The 26,939-nt window shown below is 56.1% G+C and carries 28 protein-coding genes, 1 tRNA gene and 2 pseudogenes; 13 read left to right on the top strand and 18 right to left on the bottom strand.

Annotated elements, in window-relative coordinates:
• Nucleotides 1–1,134: pseudogene (locus tag AC27KI_RS03860) on the bottom strand (acyclic terpene utilization AtuA family protein); the annotation flags it as partial.
• Between the two features lie 81 nt (nucleotides 1,135–1,215).
• Here AC27KI_RS03860 and AC27KI_RS03855 point away from each other — a divergent pair.
• Nucleotides 1,216–2,118 carry a LysR family transcriptional regulator gene (locus tag AC27KI_RS03855; protein WP_284430772.1) on the top strand — a complete coding sequence of 301 codons (903 nt, stop codon included), beginning with the start codon at nucleotides 1,216–1,218 and terminating at the stop codon, nucleotides 2,116–2,118.
• A 349-nt stretch (nucleotides 2,119–2,467) separates the two neighbouring features.
• Here the strand turns inward: AC27KI_RS03855 and AC27KI_RS03850 are convergent, their stop codons facing one another.
• Nucleotides 2,468–2,827, bottom strand: coding sequence for a hypothetical protein (locus AC27KI_RS03850; RefSeq protein WP_284430771.1), 360 nt, complete (start codon nucleotides 2,825–2,827; stop codon nucleotides 2,468–2,470).
• Between the two features lie 154 nt (nucleotides 2,828–2,981).
• Here AC27KI_RS03850 and AC27KI_RS03845 point away from each other — a divergent pair, with 154 nt between their 5' ends.
• The 3 genes from AC27KI_RS03845 (at nucleotide 2,982) to AC27KI_RS03835 (ending at nucleotide 3,905) form a co-directional block, all read left to right on the top strand.
• Nucleotides 2,982–3,293: a hypothetical protein gene (locus AC27KI_RS03845; RefSeq protein WP_284406272.1), complete on the top strand. Its 312-nt coding sequence runs from the start codon at nucleotides 2,982–2,984 to the stop codon at nucleotides 3,291–3,293.
• Nucleotides 3,294–3,335: 42 nt separating this feature from the next.
• Nucleotides 3,336–3,617: a hypothetical protein gene (locus AC27KI_RS03840; RefSeq protein WP_284430770.1), complete on the top strand. Its 282-nt coding sequence runs from the start codon at nucleotides 3,336–3,338 to the stop codon at nucleotides 3,615–3,617.
• Nucleotides 3,618–3,728: 111 nt separating this feature from the next.
• Complete coding sequence (locus AC27KI_RS03835) at nucleotides 3,729–3,905, top strand: DUF3606 domain-containing protein (protein ID WP_284430769.1); 177 nt, start codon at nucleotides 3,729–3,731, stop codon at nucleotides 3,903–3,905.
• Between the two features lie 1,234 nt (nucleotides 3,906–5,139).
• On the opposite strand, the gene AC27KI_RS03830 is transcribed toward AC27KI_RS03835, so the two are convergent.
• Nucleotides 5,140–5,715, bottom strand: coding sequence for a hypothetical protein (locus AC27KI_RS03830; protein WP_487112661.1), 576 nt, complete (start codon nucleotides 5,713–5,715; stop codon nucleotides 5,140–5,142).
• 422 nt (nucleotides 5,716–6,137) lie between these two features.
• On the opposite strand from AC27KI_RS03830, the gene AC27KI_RS03825 reads away from it, so the two are divergent.
• A complete protein-coding gene (locus AC27KI_RS03825) occupies nucleotides 6,138–6,347 on the top strand; it encodes a hypothetical protein (RefSeq protein ID WP_487112659.1) in 210 nt (69 codons plus the stop codon).
• A gap of 32 nt (nucleotides 6,348–6,379) precedes the next feature.
• Here the strand turns inward: AC27KI_RS03825 and AC27KI_RS03820 are convergent.
• The 5 genes from AC27KI_RS03820 to tolB all read right to left on the bottom strand — a co-directional run bounded on the left by AC27KI_RS03820 (nucleotide 6,380) and on the right by tolB (nucleotide 10,064).
• Nucleotides 6,380–6,455 (bottom strand) — tRNA-Lys (locus AC27KI_RS03820).
• A 69-nt stretch (nucleotides 6,456–6,524) separates the two neighbouring features.
• Nucleotides 6,525–7,304 (bottom strand): tRNA threonylcarbamoyladenosine dehydratase, encoded by a 780-nt coding sequence (locus AC27KI_RS03815; protein WP_487088628.1) that lies wholly within the window; start codon nucleotides 7,302–7,304, stop codon nucleotides 6,525–6,527.
• 47 nt (nucleotides 7,305–7,351) lie between these two features.
• Nucleotides 7,352–8,146, bottom strand: coding sequence for a tol-pal system protein YbgF (gene ybgF, locus AC27KI_RS03810; RefSeq protein ID WP_284430766.1), 795 nt, complete (start codon nucleotides 8,144–8,146; stop codon nucleotides 7,352–7,354).
• The gene (gene pal, locus AC27KI_RS03805) at nucleotides 8,146–8,697 is read right to left on the bottom strand and encodes a peptidoglycan-associated lipoprotein Pal (protein ID WP_284430765.1); all 552 of its coding nucleotides are present in this window, start codon (nucleotides 8,695–8,697) and stop codon (nucleotides 8,146–8,148) included. Before pal ends, ybgF begins: the two co-directional genes overlap by 1 nt.
• 47 nt (nucleotides 8,698–8,744) lie before the next feature.
• Nucleotides 8,745–10,064 (bottom strand): Tol-Pal system beta propeller repeat protein TolB, encoded by a 1,320-nt coding sequence (gene tolB / locus AC27KI_RS03800; protein WP_487088616.1) that lies wholly within the window; start codon nucleotides 10,062–10,064, stop codon nucleotides 8,745–8,747.
• 122 nt (nucleotides 10,065–10,186) lie between these two features.
• Between tolB and msbA the strand changes: the two genes are divergently transcribed.
• A complete protein-coding gene (gene msbA / locus AC27KI_RS03795; protein WP_487088614.1) occupies nucleotides 10,187–11,968 on the top strand; it encodes a lipid A export permease/ATP-binding protein MsbA in 1,782 nt (593 codons plus the stop codon).
• Between the two features lie 48 nt (nucleotides 11,969–12,016).
• On the opposite strand, the gene AC27KI_RS03790 is transcribed toward msbA, so the two are convergent.
• From AC27KI_RS03790 to mltG, 6 genes and pseudogenes are all read right to left on the bottom strand, one after another.
• Nucleotides 12,017–12,697 carry an ankyrin repeat domain-containing protein gene (locus tag AC27KI_RS03790; RefSeq protein ID WP_284430762.1) on the bottom strand — a complete coding sequence of 227 codons (681 nt, stop codon included), beginning with the start codon at nucleotides 12,695–12,697 and terminating at the stop codon, nucleotides 12,017–12,019.
• On the bottom strand, nucleotides 12,694–13,506 hold the full coding sequence (locus AC27KI_RS03785; RefSeq protein ID WP_284430761.1) for a TatD family hydrolase: 813 nt from the start codon (nucleotides 13,504–13,506) through the stop codon (nucleotides 12,694–12,696). The genes AC27KI_RS03790 and AC27KI_RS03785 overlap by 4 nt, the downstream gene beginning before the upstream one ends.
• 60 nt (nucleotides 13,507–13,566) lie before the next feature.
• Nucleotides 13,567–13,926 (bottom strand): PilZ domain-containing protein, encoded by a 360-nt coding sequence (locus AC27KI_RS03780; RefSeq protein ID WP_272568678.1) that lies wholly within the window; start codon nucleotides 13,924–13,926, stop codon nucleotides 13,567–13,569.
• 18 nt (nucleotides 13,927–13,944) lie between these two features.
• Nucleotides 13,945–14,949: a DNA polymerase III subunit delta' gene (locus AC27KI_RS03775; protein WP_487088611.1), complete on the bottom strand. Its 1,005-nt coding sequence runs from the start codon at nucleotides 14,947–14,949 to the stop codon at nucleotides 13,945–13,947.
• Nucleotides 14,946–15,627: pseudogene (gene tmk, locus AC27KI_RS03770) on the bottom strand (dTMP kinase). The gene AC27KI_RS03775 and the pseudogene tmk overlap by 4 nt, the downstream one beginning before the upstream one ends.
• A 29-nt stretch (nucleotides 15,628–15,656) precedes the next feature.
• On the bottom strand, nucleotides 15,657–16,640 hold the full coding sequence (mltG, locus tag AC27KI_RS03765) for an endolytic transglycosylase MltG (protein ID WP_487088626.1): 984 nt from the start codon (nucleotides 16,638–16,640) through the stop codon (nucleotides 15,657–15,659).
• Nucleotides 16,641–16,705: 65 nt separating this feature from the next.
• Between mltG and ygfZ the strand changes: the two genes are divergently transcribed.
• Nucleotides 16,706–17,623, top strand: a complete 918-nt coding sequence (gene ygfZ / locus AC27KI_RS03760; RefSeq protein ID WP_487088609.1) for a CAF17-like 4Fe-4S cluster assembly/insertion protein YgfZ — start codon at nucleotides 16,706–16,708, stop codon at nucleotides 17,621–17,623.
• 70 nt (nucleotides 17,624–17,693) lie between these two features.
• On the opposite strand, the gene AC27KI_RS03755 is transcribed toward ygfZ, so the two are convergent.
• The gene (locus tag AC27KI_RS03755) at nucleotides 17,694–17,966 is read right to left on the bottom strand and encodes a hypothetical protein (protein WP_284430757.1); all 273 of its coding nucleotides are present in this window, start codon (nucleotides 17,964–17,966) and stop codon (nucleotides 17,694–17,696) included.
• 68 nt (nucleotides 17,967–18,034) lie between these two features.
• Here AC27KI_RS03755 and AC27KI_RS03750 point away from each other — a divergent pair, with 68 nt between their 5' ends.
• Complete coding sequence (locus AC27KI_RS03750; RefSeq protein WP_487112657.1) at nucleotides 18,035–18,274, top strand: hypothetical protein; 240 nt, start codon at nucleotides 18,035–18,037, stop codon at nucleotides 18,272–18,274.
• Nucleotides 18,275–18,451: 177 nt separating this feature from the next.
• On the opposite strand, the gene AC27KI_RS03745 is transcribed toward AC27KI_RS03750, so the two are convergent.
• Nucleotides 18,452–19,363, bottom strand: a complete 912-nt coding sequence (locus AC27KI_RS03745; RefSeq protein ID WP_487112655.1) for a DNA adenine methylase — start codon at nucleotides 19,361–19,363, stop codon at nucleotides 18,452–18,454.
• Between the two features lie 77 nt (nucleotides 19,364–19,440).
• Here AC27KI_RS03745 and AC27KI_RS03740 point away from each other — a divergent pair, with 77 nt between their 5' ends.
• Nucleotides 19,441–20,268: a DUF7687 domain-containing protein gene (locus AC27KI_RS03740; RefSeq protein ID WP_487112653.1), complete on the top strand. Its 828-nt coding sequence runs from the start codon at nucleotides 19,441–19,443 to the stop codon at nucleotides 20,266–20,268.
• A gap of 1,068 nt (nucleotides 20,269–21,336) precedes the next feature.
• On the opposite strand, the gene AC27KI_RS03735 is transcribed toward AC27KI_RS03740, so the two are convergent.
• Nucleotides 21,337–21,681 (bottom strand): helix-turn-helix domain-containing protein, encoded by a 345-nt coding sequence (locus tag AC27KI_RS03735; protein ID WP_487112651.1) that lies wholly within the window; start codon nucleotides 21,679–21,681, stop codon nucleotides 21,337–21,339.
• Nucleotides 21,682–21,969: 288 nt separating this feature from the next.
• On the opposite strand from AC27KI_RS03735, the gene AC27KI_RS03730 reads away from it, so the two are divergent.
• A complete protein-coding gene (locus tag AC27KI_RS03730; RefSeq protein WP_487112649.1) occupies nucleotides 21,970–22,377 on the top strand; it encodes a hypothetical protein in 408 nt (135 codons plus the stop codon).
• Nucleotides 22,331–22,807, top strand: a complete 477-nt coding sequence (locus AC27KI_RS03725) for a hypothetical protein (RefSeq protein WP_487112647.1) — start codon at nucleotides 22,331–22,333, stop codon at nucleotides 22,805–22,807. Before AC27KI_RS03730 ends, AC27KI_RS03725 begins: the two co-directional genes overlap by 47 nt.
• A gap of 26 nt (nucleotides 22,808–22,833) precedes the next feature.
• On the opposite strand, the gene AC27KI_RS03720 is transcribed toward AC27KI_RS03725, so the two are convergent.
• The gene (locus AC27KI_RS03720; RefSeq protein ID WP_487112645.1) at nucleotides 22,834–25,617 is read right to left on the bottom strand and encodes a DotA/TraY family protein; all 2,784 of its coding nucleotides are present in this window, start codon (nucleotides 25,615–25,617) and stop codon (nucleotides 22,834–22,836) included.
• A 222-nt stretch (nucleotides 25,618–25,839) separates the two neighbouring features.
• Here AC27KI_RS03720 and AC27KI_RS03715 point away from each other — a divergent pair, with 222 nt between their 5' ends.
• Together AC27KI_RS03715 and AC27KI_RS03710 are read left to right on the top strand one after the other, a co-directional pair.
• A complete protein-coding gene (locus tag AC27KI_RS03715) occupies nucleotides 25,840–26,154 on the top strand; it encodes a hypothetical protein (RefSeq protein ID WP_487112643.1) in 315 nt (104 codons plus the stop codon).
• A 316-nt stretch (nucleotides 26,155–26,470) separates the two neighbouring features.
• Nucleotides 26,471–26,935, top strand: a complete 465-nt coding sequence (locus AC27KI_RS03710; protein ID WP_487112641.1) for a hypothetical protein — start codon at nucleotides 26,471–26,473, stop codon at nucleotides 26,933–26,935.
• The last annotated feature ends 4 nt before the right edge of the window (nucleotides 26,936–26,939 follow it).

The raw sequence follows: 26,939 nt of genomic DNA, 5'->3' as shown, positions 1-26,939 counted from the left end.
CGCAGTCCCGCCAGTGCCCGGCGTCGTCGCCGAACACGCTGGTCACCCCGATCAGGTCGATGCGCAGCGGCGCGACGCCGGCCAGGCGCTCGCGCAGAACCTCGCCCGCCAGCCGCGCGCGTGCTTCGGCACGGGCCCCGGCATAGGAAATCTCGCCCTCGGCGAACCAGCCGGATTCGAAGCACACATTCACCTTGAGCGACGGTGGCCGCACATGGCCGCTCACCCCTTCCAGCCGCACACGGTCGGTGCCGGCCGGCAGCACGCGCGCGGTGGTGATGTCGGCCACCACATCGGGCGTGAGGTAGGCGGCCGGGTCGTGCAGCTCGTACAACAGCTGCTCCTTCACCGTGCGCTCGTCGATGCGCCCGCCTGTGCCCGCGGGCTTGGCGATGGTGCAGTGGCCATCGGCGTCGATCTCGGCGATGGGGTAGCCCAGTTGCGCCATGCCCGGCACGTCCTTGTAGCCCGGGTCGGCGAAATACCCGCCGGTGACCTGCGAGCCGCATTCCAGCAGATGCCCGGCCATGGTGGCGCGCGCCAGCCGGTCCCAGTCGTCCGGGGCCCAGCCGAAATGCGCGAGGCCGGCCCCACCACCAGCGAGGGGTCCGCCACGCGGCCGCACACCACGATGTCGGCGCCAGCGCGCAGCGCATCGGCGATCGGCTGCGCGCCGATGTACGCATTGGCGCTCACGATGGGGTCGGTGGGCAGGGCTGCGCCCAGCGCCTGGGCCAGCACGGCACGGTGCCCGTCCCCGCTCAGGTCGTCGCCCTGCACCACGGCGATGCGGGGGCGGCGCGCGCCCAGCGCTTGGGCCAATTGCTGGATGCGGTGCGCAGCACCCAGCGGATTGGCCGCGCCGAAATTGCTCACGATGCGAATGCCGTGCTGCAGGCACTGCGCCAGCACGGGGCGCAGCAGGTCGTCGAGCAACGGCTCGTAGCCGGCGTCCGGATCGGCACGACGCGCCAACTGGGCCAGGGCCAGGGTGCGCTCGGCCAGGGTTTCGAAAATCAGTACCGCGGGCTGGCCGCTGTCGATGAGGGCCTGCACCACGGGTGCGGCGGCATCGGTGCGGTCGCCCGAGAAGCCGGCGGCGCAGCCGACCAGCAGGTTTTTTGGGGGGGGCATGGTTGTCTCCTGCCGGCCAATGTAGGCTCCGCGCGTTATTCTGTGAAATAGATAATCAGGATCAATTCATCCAAATCTTCAATGAATATCTCCACACGGCAGATCGATGCCTTTCTCGCCCTGGCCGGCCAGCGCAGCTTCACGCGGGCGGCCGCGCACTGCCACCTGTCGCAGCCCGCCTTCAGCGCGCTCATCCGCACGCTGGAAGATGCGATGGGACTGAAGCTGTTCGACCGCAGCACGCGCCACGTGGCCCTGACGGCGGAAGGAGAGGATTTTCTGGAATCCGCGCGCCGCATCCGGGCCGAGGTCGACAACGCCTTCGCCGCGGTGCACGACACCGCCACACTGCGCCGGGGGCGCGTGGCGATCGCCCTGCTGCCCTCGCTCGCGGCGGGCTGGCTGCCCGGTGTGCTGGCAGCGTATCGCGCAGCCCATCCCGGCATCGAACTGGACATCGCCGATGTGCTGTCGGAACCCTGCATCGAGCGGGTGGCCACGGGCAAGGCCGATTTCGCGTTGGCGGCCATCCGGGCAGATACGCCGGAATTGCAGGCCGAGCCGTTCAGCAGCGACGGCTTTCACCTGGTGTGCCGCGCCGACCATCCACTCGCGCGCCGCCGACGCAGCGGCGGCAAGGTCGTTGCGGTGCAACCCGCCGACCTGGCGGCGTTCCCTTTCGTGCATCTGGCCCGAACCAGCAGCGTGCGCCAGTACCTGGAGGCAGCGCTGCACCCGCAGGCGATGAACACGCTCATGGAAGTGGAACAGCTCGCCACCGTGATGGGCATGGTGCGCGCGGGCCTGGGCATCAGCGTGGTGCCCACGCTCACGCTTTTCCACTTCGACCAACCCGGGCTGGTGACACGGCCACTGGCATTGCCGGGGCTGACCCGCCAGATCTACCTGGTGCGGCGCCGGGACCGCAGCCTGTCGGTCGCGGCCCAGGCGATGTATTCCCTGGTCATGGAGCACCGGCCTTGAGCGCCATCAGGCGCTTCTTTTTTTCATAGCAAATTAAGCCGTGGATAAAGCGGTACAAGCGGATTGGACTCAAGACCTGGACCCGGCCGTGGCCGCGCCGTACCGGCTCAGTGGTGAGGCGGCGGCTCCTGCACGGGTGGCCCATCGCCTCCCGGCGGGTCTTCGACGGGCGGTGCAGGCGTCCAGGCGGGCTGGGGCGGCGTATCCAGCGGAGGCTGCGGGGTGGTCGGGGTCGGAATGGGGATGGAGGACGCGTGCATCGATGGCCTTTCAAGGGACAGTGAAAACGTGGGGATCGGCGGTGCCGCTGCAGCGGGCGAAACAGGCGCCTGGCAGCATGAAGCCAGCCCTACTCCGTCTTCTTTCGGTCATCGAGCTCGCCGATCAGCGCCGCACCCTGGCGTGAGGACAACCGGGGTTCCTTGTGCGCATCGCCCCCGTAGTCCAGGCCCAGGCCGCGTGCCGAGCCGGAGGCATCGACGGCGGCGATCGGGCCTGTGGGATGCTCATGCACCGCGTCTTCCGGCGCGCGGTTGGCGTACGTGGATTCGTCACCACTGGCTCCGAAGCGCCGGGGGCCTTCGCCATCGCCGCGGTTCTCGCCGTCCACTTCGCCACGGCCGCGCGCGTCGTCGCGCATTCCATAGAGGTTGAAATGGCCCTGATCGCGCTGGCGATCCTGCTCGGGCGTCAATTTGTCATGTGCCATTTTTTTTCGCTCCTGAAAAGGAAGCTGCCAGCCTATGCCGCGCATGGCCAGGCAGGTGTAGGACCAGCGCTTCCAACGGCCGGGCACTAAAAATCGGGTGAAAGTTGCTCCAAAATACTGTAAATTCATACAGCATCAACCCAAGGAGCACGCCATGGAAACGGAAGAACTCACCTACACGGTCACCCTGCGCGACTATCCGGAAAACCTGCCCGAACGCGAGCGCACCAACGCCGAACGCCGCTATGCCAAAGCGATGGAAAAGGCCTTCGGCTCCGCCGCCCAGGTCGCCGCGGCACTGGACACGCTGCGCAGCCTGGAAGAGTCGCCGCCCGAAGTGGTGCCTCCTGCCGATCTCGCCTTGCTGCGGCAATGGGGCAAGGCCAGTACCGCGGCGCGCCAGGCCGCGTTCCAGGGCTTGGGCGAGGCAGAGAGCGCGTACTTCGACGTCCATCTGGCGGGATGAACTGGCGTTGTTGCCCGTCCTTTCCCCAGCCATTCCCACCCCATGGGCTTCGACCAAATCGCCATCGCTTTGCTGGGCGCCGCCGCGGCGTGGCTCTCTCAATCGCGCCACGAGGAACGCCGGCGCTGGGCCTGCATCTTCGGACTGCTGGGACAGCCCTTCTGGTTCTATGCCAGCTGGACGGCGGGCCAATGGGGCATCTTCGCCGTCAGCGTCCTCTACATGGGGGCGTGGCTTCGCGGCCTGTGGATCCACTGGCTGACCGCCCGCGAGGCGCCGCAGGGCATCGGTACCATTCAACTGACCCCGCAACGCAGGCCTTGACCGCCGCCCACGGCCATCGCGGTCGATGGTGGTGTCCTGCCGCAATCGTCCTACGCGAAACCAGCGAGTGACAGACCTAGCATGGCGCTCCCATTCCATCAGGAGCCACCCATGTCGGACGACGCCACGAAAACTGCGGAAGACCGCAAACTCATCAGCCTGGCCGAGGACTACGAGGTGCGCGACTGGGCCCGGTCTCTGAATTGCACGGAGGACGAGTTGCGCAGCGCGGTGAAAGCCGTGGGCAATTCTGCGCAGGCGGTGCGCTCTTATCTGGCGAATCGGTAGGTGCTCGCCATGTGGGAAGAACCAGTTGGAAAATTGGCAGATCTTCGGCAAGTGTGCATGCCGGACTCACGTGACAACGTGCTGGGCGCGGATCCAGCGCAATTGCCGCAGCAGGCACATCAAGCGCACGAGGCCCGTGTGCAAATGAGCCATTCGGAGGCGCCTTCGCGCCAGCTTTCCTGAGGGCCCAGCAAGAGTTGATCAGCGCTTGGCAAGGCCTCTGCCCTTGCACTGCCATGCCCGCATCATCGAGGTGAGCCATCCATTTTGCACAATCCACCACTTTCCATGCAGTGGGACAACAGATTGGTCAACAGCGCCTAATATTGACCTGTCGACACTCCCTGTCGACACCTCCCTTTCTTGCTCTTGAGCAAGTTTCAGCCCGCCTTGTGCGGGCTGCCTTTTTTGTGCAGCCGCTTTCAGTCGCCTTGGCGATCTGATGCGTGAGGAATGCATTCAAAGGTGAAAGGAAAGCACTGGATGCAATCGTCCACACTCAGACAGAGGATGGCCAGCCCCGGTGTATATCTGTCTATTAGGTGTCGTCAGTGCGCTGTTTCGCTTCGACCATGAACGCCCCCCAATCGTCGTAACAGAACTTGGTGTCGCAGTGCATGCGAGATGACGATCTGCTGGCAGCGGTTCAACCTGAAGAATGAGCGCTTCCAACTTTCAGTCGCCAATCAATAAGTTGAATACACCCACCATCCATAGGTGCTGTAACCCATCGCCCCGCCTGAACCTGGGCTGGATCTTGCGACTTCCCCGTCTAGATGGACCAGGCCCAATCTATAGTCTGCTGGATTTGTGGACCAGGGAGTGCACTTCTTTATCAATGCCGGTGTTGTGGCTGGAGCAGCGCATGACGGGTCCGCCGAAATCGCACTATTCAGAGAATGCAGCGCAGCCTGAGCTTGCGCATACGAGACGGAAAGGGAGAACCACCTCCATCCCGTCCAAGGCTGGTTGGTGGAAAACGCTGACCCTGGCTCGGTTGTCGAGTACGTGGTTCCAGGGTTGAACGACGTGCCGATGATCGGGCTCTCCGTTGCTTCATCCCTTGCGATGCTCTGAATAGGAGCCGGCGGCTCGCCACCGGAGGGGAAATCGAAGGCCCACACACCAAACCAGATATACCTCGATTGACTGCCGGTTTTCTCTTCAAGCGTAAACGACGGCCCGACATGCGCTCTTGCTTTGCCCGCGGTGTGAGCAGTCGGCACTTGGAGCATCAGAGAGAAATTAAATTTGCTGGTTGGCCCTCGCCCGAAAGGCCGATGGTCGACGTCCTGGGAAACGCATAGTCAAGATTGCCACCCATGATGTTCCGATGGTGGCCGACCGGCGTTCCATCTGCATTGAAAACCGGCACACCATTTTCGATTCTCTGGTTCCAAGGAAGATTGTAGGCATTCAGCATTGCGCCATAGCGTGGCGAAACTACCCCACCATCGAGCACGTCGTGCGCTGACACAGCTGTTCCGCCATAACTCGCCCCGGGCTTACTATGCTGGTAGTTTTCCAGCGGGCTCGGTACCGCAAGACCCGTAAAGTCACCAAGATTCCAGCCGCTAAATGCGACGCCATCCTGATTGAATGCTGGATTCATTGCCGCAGTTGCATTGTCTACCGACCAAATTGGTCGGTTGTATAGGTCGGGGCTAAATACCGTTAAATCGAACTTGACGTTGCCGGCAATCCCTCCCACTGGGGGAGACATGACGTAGAAATAATCAGTCCCAGCCATGGCGACGCCGGCCGCCAAGCCAAAGACAGTTGTGATGAGAGATTTATTGATCGATTTCATTGATTTCCTCCTATTCCTGCCCGATGGCCAGCCCAAACACTGTGGAGGCCCGGAGTAACGAACCTTAGAATCGAAGGCTTACTTGTAGCTTGCTTCTACGAGAAAAATCAGGTTGTAGCGAACCCAAATATTTTGGTCGGGTCGACCCAAAATTTTGACCGCCATTGTTTTTGGGGTCTTTGGCAGCCAGCGAAAAATCAGACTTTGGAGGCATGATGCCTCGGAGGGTAAAGTCCCAGGTGAAATGAAAAGCGACGCTAATGGTCGCGTTTGCTCTTTTGAAGCTCTCGCATGATCTGCTTCCCATGCGGCGTATCAGTTGAAGGTTCGTAAAGTCCGCTTTCACAGGAAAAACGGACATGAAGAGGAGCAGATTCACCGACGAACCTAACGCAGGGAGGTCAAGCTGAACAGGGTGTGGCGTGACGACCACCTCCATATGCATCCTCTCTGTGAATGGTTCGTTGGAAGACAAACCTCAACGCCCCAGCGCCTACCAACTTCGCCTGTATGAAATAGAAGTCACATGTGGCAAGAATGCGCTACGCAGCAAGCCCTCGCCTCTCTTGATGGCAGAGGGTTCTGCAGAAAATCTGCCAGAGACGAACAAGAAAAAAGCACTTACCGCGTAATCGCCGTAAGTGCTTGATTCAATTCATATCTTTGGTGGGACGTGCGGGGGTCGAACCCACGACAAACGGATTAAAAGTCCGCTGCTCTACCAACTGAGCTAACGTCCCAACCTTTGCCACATCGGCATGGAACCCATGCAGCAAAGCGTCGAATTATAGCGTCTTTTCCAGGCGGATCTACCGCTTTGGCACGGTTGCAAGCATGTCCAAGACCCATCCGGCAGCGCATTGGCCAAACGTGGCGGTCACCGCCACTACCGAACCATAGCCATGGCAATTGAGTGAACCGTCGCCATCGCCGGCGATATCGCAGGACGCATGGGGAGGTGCCACCGCTTCCCGGCTGAACACGCACTGGACACCGATGCGGCGCCCCTCTTTCGCAGCACCATAGTGTTTGCGCAACCGGTAACGCATCTGGGCGAGCAGCGGATCGTGCGTGGTATTCGACAGATCGTCGATGTCCACTTTGTGCGCCAGCCGTTTACCGCCTGCAGCACCCACCGTCACCAGCCGATGCTTACCGCGAATCGCCCAGTCAGCGATCAACGCCTTGGTCTTGACCTGGTCGCAGGCATCCACGACCACATCGACCCCATGCGGCAACAAGGCCGGCCAGTTGCCGGCATCCGCAAACTCCTCGATGCAAGTCACCTCGCACTCAGGATTGATCTGTCCAATGCGGTCTCGCATGGCTTCGACCTTGGCTTGGCCCACCGTGCTGGACAGGGCATGGATTTGGCGGTTGATATTGGACTCGGCCACCTGATCCAGGTCGATCAATGTGAGGTGCCCGACACCGCTGCGCGCCAGCGCTTCCGTAGTCCAGGAGCCCACGCCGCCAATGCCCACCACGGCCACATGCGCGTTGCGAATGCGCGCGGCGCCGTCCACGCCATACAGACGCTCCAGGCCGCCGAAGCGGCGCTGGAGATCGGCGGTGCCGGCATCCTGCATCGCGTTGACGTGCGAATGGATTTCTGTCGAAGGCTCTACCGCGCCGCTCACTTCAGGCGCGACAAGCGTTCTTTGGCCGCTCCAGCCGCTTCCGACTGGGGGTAGACGCGGATCAGGTCTTCCAGCGTCTTGCGGGCGGCGCGCGTGTCCTTCAACTCGATCTGGCAGTTGGCGATCGACAACGCAGCCTCCGGGGCACGCGCATGGTCAGGCGCAGCAGCCAGCAAGGCCTTGAAGTTGTTGATGGCTTCTTTGTAATCGCGCGTAGCGTATTGGGCATTGCCCAGCCAGAACCTGGCGGAAGGCGCATAGCCGCTGCGCGGGTACTGCTTCAGGAAATTTCCGAATGCGCTCACGGCATCCGGAAACTTGCCAGTACGAAAGACCGCCAGCGCCGCATCGAAATCCCGCTTTTCGGCGGGGTCGGCCTGGAACTCCTGACCATCCACCGTGACCTTGGCAGGTTCGAACTGGCGCAGCCGTTCGTCAACGCCTTGGGCGATGTCTTTCTGGCGGCGCTGCAGCTCGGAGACATCCCGAAGCAACTGCTCGTTCTGCCCACGCAGATTGGCCTGCTCAGCCCTCAGGGTTTCGATCTGCGTCTGCAGATCGAGCAGGCTTCGGCGCATCTGGGAAGTCTCGTCGCCTGAGCGACGAAGATCGTCACCCGCACGCTGATTGGCCTGCTGCAGCGTGTCTACACGCTGACGCAATTCCAGAATGGCGCGGCGTGCTTCTTCATCCTCGAACAGCGCGGCATGGCTTGTCGGAGCGAAAGCCGCCGACAGGGCCAAGGCCAGCAGGGCAAGTGCCTTGCGGGGAACCACCATCTGCGCGCTCATCAACGGTAAGACAGCTCAACGCGGCGATTCTGGGCGTACACGTCTTCCGTGCTGCCCTGTGCCGCAGGCTTTTCCTTGCCGAAGCTCACGGCTTCCATTTGCGCTTCCGACACACCGAGCAAGGCAAGCGAACGGCGCACCGCTTCAGCGCGCTTTTGACCCAGGGCCAGGTTGTATTCACGGCCGCCACGCTCGTCGGTGTGGCCTTCGATCATGACCTTGCGGTTCTGGCCTGCCTTGATGAAACGGGCGTGCTGCTCGATCAGCGACTGGAACTCCGGCTTGACCGCGTAGCTGTCGTAGTCGAAGTACACGATGCGGCTCACGCCGACCGGGCCTGCGCCGTCGCGCGCCGACTGGCTCAGGTCCACGGGAGCGACGCCGCTTTGTGAAGCGCCATTGGGGTTGGCGCCACCATTGCCTGGCATCGTCGAAGTAGCGCCCTTGTCTTCCACAGGCACGTCTTCCAGCTTTACGCCGGAGCTGCAGCCAGCCACGATGGCTGCAGCGATGAAGATGGCGGAAATGCGTTTGAAGGGAAAGCGGTTCATTGAAATACTCCTCAAGTCCAAATGATCAAAAAATCGAAAGATGACGGTCACTGTTTTTGGAACGGGCCCCAGTCGGGCTCGCGGATATCACCGCCCTGCCCGGCCAAGCGTGCCTTGATCTTGCCGTCCAGCGTGGTCGTCATGAGCGCTTCACGGCCTTGTTGCTGCGTCGCGTAGACGATCAGGCGGCTGTTGGGCGCAAAGCTGGGATTTTCATCTGCAGTCGTGTCGGTCACGGCCGTGGCCGTACCCGTCGCCAGATCCATGACGTGCAGCTTGAACGCACCGCCAATGCGCGAGACGTAAGCCAACCACTTGCCATCGGGGCTGATGCTGGGAGAAATATTGTAGGAACCAGTGAACGTCACACGCTCGGCATTGCCGCCCGAAGCGCCGACTTTGTAGATCTGCGGTGCGCCGCCCCGATCGCTCACGAAGTAGATGCTCCGGCCATCGCTCGAGAACATGGGTTCGGTATCGATGCCGGTGCTCTGCATGAGACGGCGAGGCTCGCCGCCATTGGCATCGATGGTGTATAGCTGCGAGCCACCGTCGCGGCTCAGAGTCACGGCGAGCGTGCGGCCGTCGGGAGACCATGCAGGCGCGCTGTTGGAGCCCCTGAAGTTGGCGATCAGGCGGCGCCGGCCCGAGGCCACATCGTGCACATACACAACCGGCTTGCGTGACTCGAAAGACACATAGGCCAATTGCCCACCGCTGGGAGACCAAGCCGGCGAAATGATGGGTTCCGGGCTGGACAACGCCGATTGCGCGTTCTCTCCGTCCGCATCGGCCACCCAGAGGCTGTAGCGCGGGCCGGACTTGGTGACATAAGCAATGCGGGTCGAGAACACCCCGCGCTGGCCCGTGAGCTTTTCGTAGATGAAATCAGCGATGCGGTGGGCAACCAGACGCAGGTCACCCTGCGTGACCACGAAGCTCTGGCCGCCGAGGTCCTGGCCGCGCACCACGTCCCACAGGCGAAAGCGGATGTCGAAGCGACCGTCGGGCAAGCGCGCGATGCTGCCGGTCGTGAGCGATTCCGCGCCCTTTTGCTTCCAAAGGGCGACGTCGGGGCGCGACGTTTCGTCGAGCGCCGGCCCGGAAGAATCGACCGCCCGGAACTGGCCACTGCGCTCCAGGTCGGCCTGGATGATGGCCGAGATCTTTTGCGGGGACTGCGCCTCACCACGGAACGGCGAGATCGCAAAGGGAAGCTGGGTCAAACCCACGCCGGTGATTTCGACCCTGAATTGGGCCAGTGCAGGCAGTGCGGAGGAAGAAACCAGCGCGGTGATAGCGTGCCGGCGAGAAAGGTGCGGCAGGGCCGCAGCAAGAATGGAGGATGGATTTCGGTCAATAGTCATTGGCAGCCATCGGATACCGAGCAAATGCCGGTGGACAGACCGTGGATGTTACACACTGGGGGGATACCCCTGTGACAAACTGTGCAAGGTTTGGATGCGGTCCTACGTAGAATCCGCGCCTCATGCACGCCCCAGACCCCCGCCCCCTTCCGGCTTCCGAGCAAACCGCCCGCCTCACCCTGGCCACCAGGCTCCGGCGGCTTTCCGTTTACTTCGGCAACCAGCGCTCCGCATGGACACTCGCCGTGCTGGCCACGCTGGTCGGAGCGGTCACTGAGCCCCTCATTCCCGCGCTGCTCAAGCCCTTGCTAGACCAGGGATTCACCGAAGGCTCCTTGAAACTCTGGATGGTTCCGCTGGCCATCATGGGTGTGTTTCTGGTACGGGGATTGGCGCAGTTCGCGGGGCAATACGCTCTCGCCCGCATTGCCAACGAAGGCATGATGAAGCTGCGCGAGGCGCTCTTCGACCGCCTGCTCGCAGCCGAAATGGCCCTGTTCACGCGGCAGTCGGCCAGCACCCTGTCCAACACCGTGGTGTACGAAGTGCAGACCGGCGCCACGCTGCTCGTGCAGGCGCTGATGGGGCTGTCTCGCGACGGATTCACCCTGATCGCCCTGCTGGGATACCTGCTCTACCTCAATTGGCAGCTCACGCTCATCGTCGCCATCGTGGTGCCGGGCGTGGCCTGGATCATGAAGACGCTGTCCCGGCGGCTCTACCGCATCACCAAAAGCAGCCAGGAAGCGACCGACCAGTTGGCCTATGTGGTGGAAGAAAACGTGCTGGCCCATCGCATGGTTCGGCTGCACGGTGCGCAACCCAGCCAGTCGCGGCGCTTCGGTGTTCTGAGCCAGAGCCTGCGCCGGCTGGCCATCAAGGCCACCATCGCTTCGGCAGCGATGACCCCGCTCACCCAATTGCTCGCCGCTGCAGCCCTGTCGGGCGTGATTTGCGTGGCGCTCTGGCAGAGCCATGCCAGCGGCGACCGCGATGTGACCGTGGGTGGCTTTGCGGCATTCATCACCGCGATGCTCATGCTGATCGCACCGATCCGCCGCCTGGCGGACGTGGCCAATCCCGTGACCCGGGGGGTCGCGGCCCTCGAACGCGGATTGGCCCTGCTGGGAGACACCCGGGCAGAGGACGGAGGCGACCACGCGCCCGAGCGCACCTCGGGAGCCATTACCCTGGAAGACGTCACCGTGGCGTTCGGCGACGAGCAGGCCATGGCCCTGGACCGCGTGAACCTGACCGTGCACCCTGGAGAAACCGTGGCGCTCGTAGGCCCGTCCGGCGCCGGGAAAACCACTTTGGTAAACCTGTTGCCCCGCTTCATCGCGCCGAGCGCCGGCCAGGTCCTCCTGGATGGCCAGCCTGTGTCGCGCTGGAACCTGCAAGCCCTGCGGTCGCAATTTGCCATGGTCAGCCAGGACGTGGTGATGTTCAACGACACGGTGGCAGCCAACGTGGCGTTGGGCGGCGAAATCGATGAGCAGCGCGTTCAGGACTGTCTGGCCGCCGCGAACTTGGCCGAGCATGTGGCGGCGCTGCCTTCAGGCATGCACACCGTGGTGGGCCACAACGCGACGCAGCTGTCGGGCGGGCAGCGCCAGCGCCTGGCCATTGCCCGAGCGCTTTACAAGGATGCGCCGATCCTCATCCTGGACGAAGCCACATCGGCACTGGATACCGAATCAGAGCGTCTGGTACAAGACGCGCTGCAGCGCCTCATGCAGGGGCGCACCACGCTCGTGATCGCGCACCGCCTGTCTACCATCGAGCATGCCGACCGGGTGGTGGTGATGGAGCGTGGACGCATCGCCGAACAGGGCACGCACGCCGACTTGATCGCCCAAGGCGGTCTGTACGCCCGGCTCCAGGCCCGCCCTGCGGGGCACTGAACCTCCGCTGCGCTCAGGTCCGACCGAGGGCGGAAACGCTTCGCCGCCTTACCACTGTCCGCGGCGGGGTTGCCGCCGGCGCACGGCCTCAGCCACGAGTTCCTCCATGTCCTTGCGGTCGGCACGCCGCGCGAAGTCAGCGGCACCCAGACCGATCTGATTGCGCAACGTGGGGTCCGCTCCTTCGTCCAGCAGCAGCTTGGCCACGTCGGCCGTGCCGTAGCTCACCGCCATCATCAAGGGCGTGGTGCCGTTGGGCGAGGCGGCGTCAATGTAGGCGTGATTTTCCAGTAGCAGCGTGGTGATGGCCGCCTGCTGCGGCGTGGTGCCGGAAGCTGCATAGTGCAGAGGTGTCCACCCTGTCTTGTTGACATCGGCATCCTTGGCAATGAGCGCGCGCGCCGCCTCGACATTGCCCTTGATCGCGGCCAACATCAGCGGGCTTTCATCCTTGACGTTCCGCTCCTCCACCTTGATACCCTTGGCCGCCATCAGCGCCGCAAAGGCGCGCATGGAACCTTCTTTCAAGGCAAGCGTGAGCGCGACCTCACCCTTCGGATTGCGCGTATTCGGATCGAATCCCCGGCGTACCAGCGAGTTGATGCCGGAGTCGTCGTCGCGCAATACGGCGGTAAAGAAATCCTCATACGCACCGGCGTGGGCACATGCGCCGCACAGCGCCGCGGCGGCCAAAGCAAAGGAAGCAAGCACTCGGCGACGGACCATCATGATGGGGTGGCTCCAGAAAAGAACAGTGTGTCGAAATTGCGGCTCGTGGCCAGCGCCACCTCCTGCACGGGCATCCCCTTGACCTCGGCCAGTTGTTGCGCCACGAAAGGGACATACGATGGGTTGTTGGTCTTGCCGCGGTAGGGCACCGGCGCAAGGTAGGGGCTGTCGGTTTCGATGAGCATCCGATCCAGCGGCACGAAAGCCGCCACATCCCGCAAATGCTGGGCGCTCTTGAACGTCACGATGCCGGAAAACGAAATGTAGTAGCCCAGATCGAGGGCCGCGCGAGCCACCTCTGCGGTCTCGGTGAAACAGTGGAATACCCCGCCAGCCAGGTTTCCAATCCCGTTCTCGCCCTCTTCGCGCAGGATCGCCAGGGTGTCGTCCGACGCGCTTCTCGTATGGATGACCAGGGGCTTGCCGCACGTGCGGGCAGCACGGATGTGCGTGCGGAAACGATCACGCTGCCATTCCAGATCAGCGATGCTGCGCCCTCCTTTCCGATCTTCCATGCCGTAGTAGTCGAGACCGGTCTCGCCGATGGCTATCACCCTCGGCAAGGCAGCACGATCGAGCAGGTCCTGCTCGGATGGTTCGGCAATGCCTTCGTTGTCGGGATGAACGCCCACGCTGCTCCAGAAGTTGTCGTAGGCCATGGCCAACCCGTGCACATCGGAGAACTCTTCCAGGGTAGTGCAGATGCAGAGCGCACGATCCACGCTGGCATCGGACATGGCCTGGCGAATGGCTGGCAGTTGGGAGACCAAATCAGGAAAGGTGAGATGGCAGTGGGAATCTGTGAACATGCGCAATCCAAACAAAAATGCCGACCGGCAGTCGGTCGGCATGGCAAAGGCGCGGGGCGCTCAGAGGGTCTGGGTCGGCCGGTCCGACCCCAGACTGGTTCCAAGCAACTCTTCGATCTTGAGCTTGAGAATGCGGGATTTCTCATCCCTCGGAAACTGAATGCCGACACCCTGTGTCCGATTCCCGGCCGCCCGCGCGGGGGTCACCCAGGCCACTCGCCCCGCGACGGGATACCGCTGCGTGTCTTCCGGCAACGTCAGCAGCACGTAGACATCATCGCCCAGCTTGTATTCGCGCTGCGTCGGCACAAAGATGCCGCCTTCGGCGAACAAGGGGATATAGGCCGCATACAGAGCCGCCTTCTCCTTGATGGCCAGCTGCATGACGCTGGGACGGGGCGCGGTAGAGGGGCTGCTCATGGTCTTGGGGCGTCTTCTTCAATGGCGCGAGTGTAGGGTGTTTCGCGCCTGCGCAACAAGCGCTTCCAGCATGAGCCCCGCATTGAAGGGGTGATCGGCGGTACGTGCCTCTTTTACCAAAGCCTTCGCCCAGCGGCTCAAGGGCCCGAGGCCCGGCGGCGTCGGCAGGTCCGCCACTGCAAAGTAGCGTGGCGCCGCGCCGACCCGGCACGCCATCAGGTCATGGCAAATTTTTTGCAACGCGTCCACCGCCTGGGCAGGAGAGGCATCAGCCAACGCCGTGACATCGCCCCGGGCGACCGCCTTGGGCAGCTGCGACCACGATTGCGGGCTGCGTCCGGCGCGGGCCAGGCTCAGTGCGTCGTCGGGACGACCGCCGCATGCACGCAGAAATGCGCTGGCAGCATCGGATTCCAGACCTTGCTGAACCAGCCAATTCACCATGTCGGATTCAGACGGCCATTGCATCGTGTGCCCCAGGCAGCGGCTTCGGATAGTGGGCAGCAACTGGTGCGCGGCCTCGGTGGCCAGGACAAATCGCACGTCGCCTGCCGGCTCTTCCAGCGTCTTGAGCAACGCATTGGCCGTGACGTTGTTCATCTGCTCGGCCGGGTACACGAGCACAGCCTTACCACGCCCGCGGGCGGATGTGCGCTGCGCGAACTGCACGGCGTCCCGCATGGCATCCACGCGGATCTCGCGGCTGGCCTTGCGCTTCTTGTCGTCGATCTCAGACTGCGCCTTCTCCGGCAATGGCCAGCCGCGCTCCATCATCTGCGTCTCGGGCATGAGTACACAAAGATCCGCATGCGTTCTGACCTCGACCGCATGGCAACTGCCGCAGTGACCACATGCGCCATCATTTGTGGGCGTATCGCACAACCAGGCTCGTACCAACTCCATCGCCAACGCATACTGGCCCAGCCCGGACGGGCCACTCAGCAGCCACGCATGACCCCGCTGTGCCAGCAGCGTCTGGCGTTGTGCGGCAATCCACGGGGCGATCAATCGAGGATGGCTCATGGTGCACCCGCGCCGACGTCTGAAGTGCCCGACTGCAGCCAGCCTCGCTGGACAAGCGCGCCTGTCAATTGCGACCACACGGCATCCCGGGGCTGTCCTGCGTCCAGGCGCACGAAGCGCTGCGGCGCAGCAGAGGCGCGATCGGCATAACCCTGCCGCACCCGGCCAAAAAAACTCGGCAGGCTGCGATTCGAAGCGATCGGGGGTGCGTGCATGGGCCAAGCGTGCTGCGGCTGTCTCCGGAGGGAGATCGAACCAGATCGTCAGATCAGGATCACGCATTTTTTCAGGCTCCAGTGCGTTACCTGATTGGGTGATGCGCTCCAAAATAGATAGCACCTTCGCATCGAAGCCGCGTCCTCCACCCTGATACGCGAAAGTAGCATCCGTGAAGCGGTCGCATAGCACCACCTCGCCCCTTGCCAACGCAGGCTCGATCACGCAGCGCAGGTGGTCGCGGCGCCCCGCGAACACCAGCAGCGACTCCGTGAGAGCGTCCATGGCGTCATTCAGCAAAAGCGCGCGAATCTTTTCCGCCAACGGCGTGCCGCCGGGTTCCCGGGTGACCGTGACGGTCTGGCCGTGACGCCGAAAGGCAGCCGCCAAGGCATCGATGTGCGATGACTTGCCCGCACCGTCGATGCCTTCGAATGTGATGAACCGTCCCGCTGGCTCCATGGTGAACTTTCTGCCGGGTTGGGGCGTGGTCAAGGCTGCCCCCGCTGGTAGCGGTTGACGGCCCGGTTGTGCTCATCGAGGGTCGGGCTGAACTGGCTGGTCCCGTCGCCTCGGGCAACGAAATACAAGGCGTTGGTCTTCTCCGGCTGGACTGCAGCGATGAGCGAGGCCTTGCCCGGCATGGCGATGGGCGTCGGGGGAAGGCCGGGACGGGTGTAGGTGTTCCAGGGCGTGTCCGCAAGCAGGTCACGTCGGCGCAGGTTGCCGTCGAATTTTTCACCCAGACCGTAAATCACGGTGGGATCGGTTTGAAGCAGCATGCCCGCCTTCAATCGGTTGCTGAAGACGCCCGCGATCTGTGCGCGGTCGGAAGAACGGCCCGTTTCCTTTTCCACAATGCTCGCCAGGGTGAGGGCTTCGTCGGCGCTTCGCAAAGGCGTGTCCGCCGCACGTTGCGCCCAAGCCGCCTCCAGTCGCCGGTCCATGGCATGCATCGCCCGGCGAAGCACGGACAAATCGCTGCTGCCTTTGGCATAGGTGTAGGTATCGGGGAAAAAGCGGCCCTCCGCCGGCACGCCAGGGCGCTCGAGGCGCGCCATGATGGCGTCGTCAGCGAGGCCTTTGGTATCGGGCTTTAGCTGCTCTTCGCGCGCCAGCGCCTGGCGGACCTGCCGAAAGGTCCATCCCTCTACCAAGGTGACGGCGCGCAGAGCCTCTTCCCCACGCACGAGTTTTTGCAGCAGCTCGCTTGGGGTGGTGCCTGGCGGAATTTCGTAGTTCCCGGCTTTGATCAGGCGATCCTGACCGGACAAGCGAAACCAGGCGTAGAGCAGACGTGGATCGGAGTCGACACCGGCGGCGACCACATCACGCGCTACACCGCGGGGCGTAGTGCCTGGCTCGATCGCCAACTCCAGCGGCTGCGCGGAGGACACGCCGCTGCGAACGGGCATGGGCTGGTGCAACCACCACACCGCTGCCGCAGTGGCGGAGCACACAATGACTAGCAACAACGCGAAAAAAACGACGCACAACCTTGGCAGCCTGTAGGGAAGTAACCGGGCATCATAATTCAGCCATGACTTATCCCTTGAACGGCATAGCCCCCCTTTCCCACCTCGGCGTGATTCGCGTGGAAGGGGAAGATGCAGCGAAATTCCTGCATGGCCAGCTCACCCAGGATTTCGCGCTGCTAGGTATGGATGAGGCCCGATTGGCCGCATTCCTTTCCGCCAAGGGACGGGTGCAGGCAAGCTTCATCGGCTTCAAGCGCAGCGCCACGGAAGTGCTGTTGATCTGCAGTGGCGACCTGCTCGCTCCTACGCTCAAACGGCTGTCCATGTTCGTGCTGCGTGCCAAGGCACGGTTGAGCGATGCCACGGCAGATTTCGCGCTATATGGCTTGGCAGGGAATGCGGTGACCGCTCTGGCAGCGGGTGAGCCACCCTCACCGTGGTCCAAAGCCGAGCGGGACGTTGCCACCGTGGTGCATCTGTATCCGGCAGTGGGTCAGCCGCGCGCAATATGGGTGGCACCGACCACCGCCCCTGCGCCGGTCGGGAATTTGCTCGCACCCGGCATGTGGGAGTGGGGCGAAGTTCAGAGCGGAGTCGCGACTCTGACAGCCCCTCTGGTGGATGTGTTCGTGCCCCAGATGTTGAACTACGAATCCGTTGGGGGAGTGAATTTCAAGAAGGGCTGCTATCCCGGCCAGGAGATCGTGGCTCGCAGTCAATTCCGCGGCACGTTGAAACGACGCACCTATCTCGCCCATGCAGCCCGTCCGATCATGGTGGGATCAGAGGTGTTCGCCGCCAACGATGCAGAACAACCCTGCGGTTTGGTCGTGCAAACAGCGGAGTCTCCCACGGGGGGCATGGACGCCCTGGTGTCGCTGCAAATCGCCTCCACGGGCGAATCGCTTCGCGCAGGCGGCGCAGAGGGCGTGCCCCTTGCGTTAGGCACGCTACCTTATGCTTTGCTGGAAGACATCTGAGTCGAACTGAAGGCCTGAATGACGGTTCGTGCAGGCCCTTGGATTGAATTCGCTCTGTCGGTGAGCAGAATCATTTTTTCGTAGCACCTGCCACTTGCGGCTCATCCAGTTTACGGGCCCCAGAAGCAAAATCGGAGAGCGCAACCATGGCTTCGTCACGGGTGGCCCAGTGGTCTTCGGGTAGAGGCAGGTTATGGCCGTCTACCTGGATCTGTGCGAAGTAATAGCGTCCTGCCTTGCTCAGACACAACTCGGCTGTGTAAGTAGCCCCGTCGGCCACTCCAAAAACTGTCTCTTGCGCGTGTTTCTCATGCATCTCGAGCCCTTTCAGAACTTTTTCCATTCTGAGCAGGTGGCCTCACAGTTTTTGTAGGCGGCTTGGCCTTGTGCAAGTCACGCCACGAACAATTCATGGGCAATCTGAAATCGGCAAACACCACGCGCACAAGAAAAAAAGCGCTGCAACCTTTCGATTGCAGCGCTTTGGTGATTTTGGGGTGGCTGATGGGAGTAAATCCAAAACTTCCGCAAGCTGTTGACTTTAAAAGACTTTCTCAAAGAAAGTTGACAAAAAACAACACAAAAAGTGCTACACCGGATGCTACACCAAGTGCTACACCTCAGCTAAGGTCCCATCCATTGGTGGCATGAGTAGAGTCCACCGCTGATCGGTAGGTCCGGTGGCCGAGTCAGCGATCCAAAGCAAGGTCTGCTTGCCCATGCACATTAAGAACCAGCACTACACGGAGCTTGCCTGGAGGCAGTTTATTTTTGTTGGCAGTCAAAATCATATGAATTTAACTACCAACAAAAAAAAACAGAGTGCTTTTAGTAGGTCAGCAACAATCTATCCGTGACAACGTGATCTTCCAATGATTCACCTTCCATTTGAAATCGTTTAAGCATTGAGCGGCCACAATTAACATATGCCTCTTGCTCAAAAACACCTTTCGGGATGTTAATTTCAAGCAAAACATGCTCAGTGGTCTTTGAACCATCAATACTTAAAGCGACAAACACACCTTTCTTCTTCGCCCAAGCAATGCAATCAAACAATTCTTGAAGAGAGAAGGTTTGAGCACCATAGAGAATGGCTTGGCTATGGCTATATGGTGGATCGCAGTAAATCAAATCACCTTCTTTTGCCACATCAAAAGCATTCCGATAGTCTTGACAAAGGAATTCAGTTGATTTAGTTCTCGAGTTCCACTCATTCACTCGCCTTGCAAAGGTGGCTGGTGGCATTGGCTTATGAACCCCACAGGGAGTTGACATATAGCCATCATCTTTCCTGAACCGAATCACTCCTCCATAGCAAGTTCGAGTAAGAAATAAGAAATCAGCGCCATTAGGATTCTGATTGTAGGAAGCCAAGACCCGTTCGTACACGTCAGCCTTGTTGTCACCAACAATTTGAGCATGTCTCTCTGAATACCAATCCACCAATGTTTTTGGTGAACTTTGCAATGTTTCCCAAATTTCGACCAAAGGCTTAAAAACATCCGAACCCACTGCCTTTTTCGGCTGAAGTGTTCCAAGCACAGCACCACTTCCCAAAAACGGTTCAAAATAGGTATTGAATTTCGGAAAATACGAAATAATTTCGTGCGCAAACCTTTGCTTATTTCCAACCCACTTGAGAAGCTGACTCTTGAAGGGTTGAACGGCTACAACACGGCTGGCTGAGTTAGCGGCAACCTCACCAGAATCGAAGCCAAAGAGGTCTTGCGTGTCGTACATAAGAGAATTCGCTTGATCTATCAGTAGGTTGCGATCATGATACCGCACATCTCCGCAACCTTCAAGAAGAAAGACAGATGCAGGCCAACCCAAGGTTCCTCAATCAACCTAGAAAATTCTGGGCCCACATAAAACTGCTAAGTCAATTAATCGGCTATACAGATCGCCTAACCAAAACAATTAGGCGATACTCCCCAAATGAAATTTATAACGCCTATTCCCGAGCCGGTCTAAGCACAAACTGGATGGGCAGCGACACAAACCCAAGTCAAGAGTTAATAGATTTAGTTGCATACTCTGAGCATCGGGCTCATGTTCTAACCAACAAGGTTCAGCATGACCTCATGAATAGAGAACAAGCCGAATATTTATTCCTTGAACTCTATAATCGGCACACCCCTGTTTGTCCTATCCCAATGAACAAACAATCAGGCCTAATGAAAAATTACAACTTCTTCACAGGAATTGTGAATATTCTTATTCACGAGTCGATTGGTAGAGCAAATTGTAATTTTGACCCAAGGGCGCTCATAGTGGTATCCAGGAATGATGAGCCACTAAGAACACTGTCAAGACGAGTGGATGGAGCTTACCCGGGAGTTTTAAATCCAAAAGCAATTTGGGAAATCAAGGAGTATTACTACACAACCACATTTGGAAGCCGCGTAGCTGATGGTGTATATGAAACGCTCTTAGATGGCCTTGAACTCCAAGAACTTCAAGACAATGAAGGAATTCATGTCAAGCACTATCTTTTCGTTTATGCATACAAAACTTGGTGGATCGATGGCAGATCATATCTTTGTCGCATGATAGACATGATCCATATGGGCTTAGTTGATGAAGTCATCTTTGGAAAAGAAGCAGTCCATCGCATACCAGAAATCGTCAAAGACTGGACTTAATAATTCAGCAAAAGAAAAAGGCTAGTCTCAATGACTAGCCTTTTTCTTTTCGTTAGATTCGGCACCACCCGGTTTCTAACAGCACACCCTTGACAATTCAAAAAATTTTCATAGAAGTGTACTACCAACTTGCCATCTAATCATATTTGATTTTTTGATATTGTCAACAATCCAAATTTATTTAATTGCTCTTGGTGAAAGTCAAGGGCATTTTTTATGCCCGTGAAAGATAGATTGAAGTGTTATATGTCACTGGGCAGCTTGAGTAATCAAGTGATTAAAAAGACCCTTTACTCAGCATCGGTCAATCTAAGAAGAAGATAGGAATTTGAGAATGCTTGTTCATGGTTGCCCAGCGACGAATGAATAGCAAAACTTGAGTGATAGGGCATTAATAGCAACCATGAAGAACCATGTGACCCGCACAACAAGCAATTTCAAATTCCTAGAAGTATTCAGTCAGTCATTTGTGTGACGAAAAGAGCATGGCTCATTTATAGATGGTAGTTTGGCGAAAACTTTAAAGCGATACGGCATAAGATAAGTCCGAACAGTAGTGGTAGAAGCTACTAACCCAGCCAAGCAATCGAGCCCTATAGCACAAATGCCCAAGTCTTAAGACGAGGGAGCTTCTTTCAAGCTACTGACCGAGCATTGTTCATACCCAATGCTCCAGCAAGCAAGATGTTGGGAGGTGCCAGCAATATGGGTTTAGGCTTACTTCTGAAAGGAAGGTCTTGGATACCCCGCACCCTACCGTTAGATTGGTAGAAAGAAACCAGGATTCGGAAAGGTTACTAACAACCTCATGGGCCGTTTTCAATTAAATGAAGACATGGCAAAGGCAGAATTGCACTAGAACTCAAATTTGTTGAGATTTTTTCTAGACAGCAAGGGATAAGGCTTTGCCGTTTTTCTTTAGAAAAACGCAAAGACTAACTAACTTAATACAAGAATAAATTAGTCATCATCTAAGCAAAGATGATGATGATTCAGATCAGCAGAGAAGAACTCGCTAGAGATTTACGATAGTAAATAAAAAAGGAACCGCCGAAATTTCTCCTCAATTTAAACTTTGAGGTGCTGGGTCAGCCTCTCCATCATCTCAACCACGAACTTGGCGTCTCGCTTGTCCAAGTTCTGAAGCATGAGGCCCACTTGCTGGGCTCCTGACTGCACCGAGCCACTTGCACCAGGTAGGAATGCTTCTACGGGGCTCTTCAAAGCATTGGCCAACTCCACCAGCTTTGGGATCGTGAGGGACACCGTACCCCTCTCCATGCGCGATACGGCCTCTGGCCCCACCTCCAGCAGTCCAGCCAACGCATCTTGCGATAGGCCCAGCTCCACACGTCTGGCCTTGATAGAGGCCCCAACCTCTCTGGCTATCTGTCTCTCGTAGTCGTCTTTCATGGCACCTCCTAGTCAACCCAGTAGGTTGCTTGCAACCCCTCTTGACAGGAAGAACACATGTGGTAGAAAGCAACTCAACAGGTTGACAAGCACCTCTCAAAGCTGCAACTTGCAGGCCACATCTCCAAATTTGCTTTTTGTCAAAAATTTGCTATTTTATTTAGACCAATAAGGAAAATAAAATGTCTACCCGTCAATCCGCAATTATCAATGGCCTCATTGCCGAAAACATTGGCAAGAATGATCTAGTTCGTTCTGCTGATTCAAGAGCCAGTGAGGCCGAACTTCGTGCAAAAAAAATCCGAATATGCTGCAAGCGATTTAAGCCATCAAAATGCTCTCCTTGAGGCCGAAAAGAAAAAGCTTCAAGAAGAGAATAAAATGTTTCGTGAGTTGCTTTCACGTCCAATGAGAGAAATTGCCGAAGTTAGTGGAGAATTTAGAAAGACCTACTTTGAGCAGCAGCAAATGCTTGCTGAATGGATAATGGGTCAAAAAGCTTATAAAGAAACTGCCATGCAACTTGGAATGGCATTGAATATGACCCCTGACCAAGTGCAGAGTGTTGCAGCCCCAAATTACACAGCAGTTCTCGAAAACCGTACTCAGCATGGAAATGACGGATCTGCAAGCCCAACGTTAGCCAATCATGCAGCCACAATTCTTTTCATTCGCAAAAAGAACGGCAAAGCATGAAAATTTAGCAGGTATACTTATGAGCTTAAGAAGAATAAAAATACAAGTCTATAGAAAACTTCAGCGATTAATCCACAGAAGGCGTTTCATGCTAACCTCACAAGAAGCCATAGATCACATTCGTCGAAAAATCGGGAGTTACTCCTATATCGAAGAATACAATTTCAATGCAATCTTTGGCGGAATAACTGGGAAGATTCCTACCGACGTAGTTGAAAACTATGCCAACTCTATTATATTCAACAGATTTTACAGCGAGTGCTTAAAAGAAGGCTTAGATTCATTGGGGACAGATGTTGACCCAAAGATTATTAAAGAAGAATTGAAAAATAATCCAAAATCTTCGCCAAAAGAAATATCCCAGAAAATTCTCGAAAAGCAAAAGAAGAGCAATAGCCAACCATCCAAATTAAAAAACAATGGCAAATAATAAAAGCACCCAATCGGGTGCTTTTTTTAGTTCTCTTTATCTCCTTCAGAGATTTGTGGTGCTTCGGCATCCTTTTGCTCTTTCTTCACTTTATTGTATTCACCAGCTATGTGTGAAGACATTCTTGCAGCATTGTCAGGATATTTTTCTAGAGCCTCACTGAATACAGCTTGAAAACTCGCTCCCAAAGTAGATTGAGCTTTTCCAAGATCAGATATGGCCTTGCTTGCTTTCCCTAAATCCAACAAGTTTGGATCATCTGCGCTACCTGCTACAGCCTGAATGTAACTTGCACCACCTTCGCCAAACTGAGAGTTGGCTTGAAGACGGATCACATTAGAAGCAATGTTTTGAGAATGGAAAGAAGCCGCTTCTTTAAGTGATGTGAAGTGACTATGACCTTCTGCTGCACTTTTCTCCATAGCCTCAATAAAGGCTTCACTAGCTTCAGGGCCATAAGGTTCCAAAGTGCTCATGGCATTATTGAGACCAAATATCTTTTCTTGATTTTCAAACGAATCAAGATTTTCAGAAGTTATGCCCATTGCACCAGTTATTCTCTCTCCAGCACCAGCGCCAAACTTTGAATCTATCTTACTATTAAGCTCACCAAATTCCTTTTCATTTTTCAGACTTTGAAACTTCTTGCCTTTCAATTCATTGTCTTGGTTCTTTTTATCAGCCTTGAACTGCTTGCCTGCATCTTGAAGCTGTCTGCCAGTGTTATTCAATCCTTGACCAAGACCACGGCCAGCAGTGAAGGCAGCGACTGCACCAACCGCACCTTGTGAGCCTTCACCCATTTTTCCAGCATAGTGACCAAGCTGATCACCACCGCCACCAATCCATCTCATTAATTCATCAGGAATAACATGCATCAAGCTGAATGTTTTCTTGATAAATGAAAACATGATGGAGACATAGATAGCTGTGCCTGCAATCACTCCGATAAAGAAACCAAGACCTTTGCCATCACCTTGACTGAATGAGAAGACTTGGAAGAAGACTTTGTTGATGAACTCCCCCATGACTGAAGAAATAGTTATTGCAGCAATGAAGCCAAAGACTGCCAACACAGGTCTTAGAAGAAGACCAAGAACCATCATGTAGCCATTGCCGCCTCTACCTGTTAAGTCGTCACCATTGGGATGAAGGTGCATGACGGCCCATAGAGGTGCTGCTATGACTGCAATCACAAGAGCTATCAACCACCCGCCAAGAATTCCAAGCCACATCATGAATGGCAACATTGGAATGAGATAACTAGCGGTGAAGGAGGTTGCAGCCAAGGCCATGATAGGCAAACCTAAGAACCCGACAATGATCACTAGAACATTGGTTATGGTGCTGGCTATGCCAGAAGCAAGCAAAGAAGCAGCACCACCAGCTACAGTGACTCCGATTAGAAGAACAATCATGCCAGTCCAATAGGCTTGAAGTCTGCTGCCCATTTCGTTGATCACGATAACTGGGTGTCTTGAATCATTCTTTAAATTGTAGAAGTCAATAGAAGTTAAACCGCGAGTAATCGCATTGAGAACTCTTCCACTCATATCTAATTCCGCAGTTTGTTTTGAAGACTCATTCTGCTTTTTTGCGTTGATTGCATTTGCCGCAGATCCATAGATAGGATTGCCAGCCGCCAAGACCTTTAGGCCACCTGCTTGAATAGCCTCAGCCTGGTCATTAAAGGTTGATTTGGCAAATTTGCTGTCAGGCACAGCCGCAATGGCATTGGTGATCTTGTTGTTTGTCACCACTGTATTCATGAAGTAAGCACCAGCCATGAACCAGCCATATTGATGGGCCGTCTTTGTAGTGTCGCGTGGAGAAAGGGCTACTCCTTGCGCTGCTGCTTTGATAGCAGCCAAGTAAGCTGTAGTGGCAGTTTCTACTCCTTTGTAATAGGTAGCGGCTGTAGCTGCGTCTATATCGCCAGCAGCGTCTACCACTGTTTTAGCAGCGACTTGAGCAGCAGTTACCAATGCCTTAGTTGCATCTTCATGAGCTTGGTTAATCGGCTGGACATCAGTTGGAGTGAATAGGTTATCCAATGCTCCCAAATATCCAACATTTGAAGTAGAAGGACCAGAAGCGACAGTGGAGTTAGGAATTTTCTCTCCAAAACTCACCTCACCACAATCGTTTTTAGACCATGTAGAAATGACTCCTTTCTGGTCGCCAAAGTTATAGGTTCTTTTTGTGGAATCGTAGGCCATGCTGTAGTCATATCTACTCGCAATAGTCAATATGCTGTCTGAATGTTCTACGGCATATTTATTGGCCTCCACACAGACTTGAGCCATGAAGATATTTTCAGCAAGTGCTCTAACCTTGTCCTCTGTGTTTTTGCTGATACTCATGTTCGCAGCCACACCAGGTGTCTTCATGTATGAGTCCCACACTGAATCAGCTAGACCAATCCCTTGCATTGACAGCCAAATGACTATCTGCTGCATGATGCAATATCCTCCAGTGAGTACAGGAAGAACTAAAGCAGTGGATATTGAGTAGCGAATCGGTATCCAGACAGAGGAAAATTTCTTACCAAGCATTTCCCCATCGTGAGCAGTTCCAATGGTTCCAGCCAAAATGGTATAGGTGGCAAGAATTCCGCCAATTATCATGATCGCACTATTGAATGTAGATATTGCTGATCCGAAGGCGTCGTTGCCTCCATTGACCAAGCTGCCAAAAATCTGATTGATGACTTTCACACTCACATCATCGGCAACTGGCGCAAATGGACCGTCTGCATAAGCAGAGCTACCGAGCAAAGCTCCAAGTAGCGAAATTATTATTTTTATCATAACCTCTCCTTTTATTCTTGTTATTCATCTAGATTAACAAAGCAAATAAAAAAGGCAAGCCGAACGGCCTGCCTCTTTGACTTACACACCACTATGCCAATAAGAATAAAAAGGGAGAGGTATGCACAAATAAATCTAGCAACTTTCAATCAATTGTCAATGATCCGGTTGACTTATTCTCTTGCTTTTGTAGATTTTAAATAATTAACAGGGGAAATTTACATGGATTCAAAGACAGTCTTCGTCATTATTTTTGGCACCATTGGTGGACTAATTGCCTATCAGGTTTACATTGCCATATTCAAGCACTTATTCACAGAGCTTTATGCGAGCGTTTTACACCAGCACGGCCTACGTGGTCTTAAGCTAAGAACTTCCATCGCAATACTGCTCATCAACCTTCCAGGACTGCTACGCAGTGTGTTTGTGCCAGCACTTTCAGATCAGGAATTGATTCTGACTGTAATCAGTACATCAAGTGCATTCTTCGCATTGGTAATTTTTCTCAGAAATCTTCCAACAGCACGAAAAGCTTGACCTATTTGGCAAGCAAAGAAACAGGCTCCCATGTGGAGCTTTTTTATTTATCTAGTTGATCGCTGAAATTAAATTCAAATCGCTATAAATTTTGGCTGACTGCGTTGATTGAGTGCTCATCACTAAATTTGAGTTGCTGTTAAGTTGATCGCTGTAGGTTGCAGCCATCCATATATTAATTCTAGCAAATGAAAACTTCTAATCAAGCAAGTAGATCACGTCAGTGAGAACGCTCCGACGTTCTTTCTACCGCGTGAGGTCCGGGGACCGGCGACAGCCAAGGCGATAAAAATCAGATTTTCATCCACGATTTGACATGGCTAAAACTTTTTCTATTATCAATAAAAAGGGAGATGTCATGAGGATAAAAATCACACTCATATTATTAGCCATATGCTGCGACTCGCAAGCTCAAAGATTTGACAATCAGCAGATGGGGCAGGATTCAACTAATATTGGAGCCAATGCAGGATATTTTGCAACGAAAATTCCAAAATCAAATATATATCGTAGTCAAGATGTGATAAATACAAAGAAAAACTCATACTCTTTTGAAGGACCTATTGTTTGCGGCACAACCAATGCAGGGGTAAACCGAATAAGCCTAGCATACTGCCCTAGTCAATTTAGTGTAGTTGGTGGTGGTTACAGAATAGTCTCTTACATCAACGGAGGAAATGCTCCAGATGTTTCAGAGCCAGTTCCGTCTCTCAATGCATGGTCTATCAATGCAGGTGGTTTTCCTAATGCATGCTTCAAACCAGTCGTTGTGTGTCAATAACTAA

Source organism: Acidovorax sp. KPB24-03, assembly GCF_057546605.1.
The sequence above is the reverse complement of the archived record's forward strand: the minus strand, read 5'-3'. Positions and strand labels throughout refer to the sequence as shown.

Coding starts and splice junctions, on each gene's coding strand:
- AC27KI_RS03830 (WP_487112661.1), bottom strand. CDS start 5,715: ATGAAATCGATCAATAAATCTCTCATCACAACTGTCTTTGGCTTGGCG.
- pal (WP_284430765.1), bottom strand. CDS start 8,697: ATGAACCGCTTTCCCTTCAAACGCATTTCCGCCATCTTCATCGCTGCA.
- AC27KI_RS03775 (WP_487088611.1), bottom strand. CDS start 14,949: ATGAGCCATCCTCGATTGATCGCCCCGTGGATTGCCGCACAACGCCAG.
- AC27KI_RS03735 (WP_487112651.1), bottom strand. CDS start 21,681: ATGAAAGACGACTACGAGAGACAGATAGCCAGAGAGGTTGGGGCCTCT.
- msbA (WP_487088614.1), top strand. CDS start 10,187: ATGCACGCCCCAGACCCCCGCCCCCTTCCGGCTTCCGAGCAAACCGCC.
- AC27KI_RS03790 (WP_284430762.1), bottom strand. CDS start 12,697: ATGATGGTCCGTCGCCGAGTGCTTGCTTCCTTTGCTTTGGCCGCCGCG.
- AC27KI_RS03745 (WP_487112655.1), bottom strand. CDS start 19,363: ATGTACGACACGCAAGACCTCTTTGGCTTCGATTCTGGTGAGGTTGCC.
- tolB (WP_487088616.1), bottom strand. CDS start 10,064: ATGACTATTGACCGAAATCCATCCTCCATTCTTGCTGCGGCCCTGCCG.
- ygfZ (WP_487088609.1), top strand. CDS start 16,706: ATGACTTATCCCTTGAACGGCATAGCCCCCCTTTCCCACCTCGGCGTG.
- AC27KI_RS03780 (WP_272568678.1), bottom strand. CDS start 13,926: ATGAGCAGCCCCTCTACCGCGCCCCGTCCCAGCGTCATGCAGCTGGCC.
- AC27KI_RS03715 (WP_487112643.1), top strand. CDS start 25,840: ATGGATTCAAAGACAGTCTTCGTCATTATTTTTGGCACCATTGGTGGA.
- AC27KI_RS03845 (WP_284406272.1), top strand. CDS start 2,982: ATGGAAACGGAAGAACTCACCTACACGGTCACCCTGCGCGACTATCCG.
- AC27KI_RS03785 (WP_284430761.1), bottom strand. CDS start 13,506: ATGTTCACAGATTCCCACTGCCATCTCACCTTTCCTGATTTGGTCTCC.
- AC27KI_RS03710 (WP_487112641.1), top strand. CDS start 26,471: ATGGCTAAAACTTTTTCTATTATCAATAAAAAGGGAGATGTCATGAGG.
- AC27KI_RS03740 (WP_487112653.1), top strand. CDS start 19,441: ATGCAGGCCAACCCAAGGTTCCTCAATCAACCTAGAAAATTCTGGGCC.
- AC27KI_RS03720 (WP_487112645.1), bottom strand. CDS start 25,617: ATGATAAAAATAATAATTTCGCTACTTGGAGCTTTGCTCGGTAGCTCT.
- AC27KI_RS03815 (WP_487088628.1), bottom strand. CDS start 7,304: ATGCAGGATGCCGGCACCGCCGATCTCCAGCGCCGCTTCGGCGGCCTG.
- AC27KI_RS03855 (WP_284430772.1), top strand. CDS start 1,216: ATGAATATCTCCACACGGCAGATCGATGCCTTTCTCGCCCTGGCCGGC.
- AC27KI_RS03755 (WP_284430757.1), bottom strand. CDS start 17,966: ATGGAAAAAGTTCTGAAAGGGCTCGAGATGCATGAGAAACACGCGCAA.
- ybgF (WP_284430766.1), bottom strand. CDS start 8,146: ATGAGCGCGCAGATGGTGGTTCCCCGCAAGGCACTTGCCCTGCTGGCC.
- AC27KI_RS03725 (WP_487112647.1), top strand. CDS start 22,331: ATGCAGCCACAATTCTTTTCATTCGCAAAAAGAACGGCAAAGCATGAA.
- AC27KI_RS03850 (WP_284430771.1), bottom strand. CDS start 2,827: ATGGCACATGACAAATTGACGCCCGAGCAGGATCGCCAGCGCGATCAG.
- AC27KI_RS03750 (WP_487112657.1), top strand. CDS start 18,035: ATGGGCAATCTGAAATCGGCAAACACCACGCGCACAAGAAAAAAAGCG.
- AC27KI_RS03840 (WP_284430770.1), top strand. CDS start 3,336: ATGGGCTTCGACCAAATCGCCATCGCTTTGCTGGGCGCCGCCGCGGCG.
- AC27KI_RS03835 (WP_284430769.1), top strand. CDS start 3,729: ATGTCGGACGACGCCACGAAAACTGCGGAAGACCGCAAACTCATCAGC.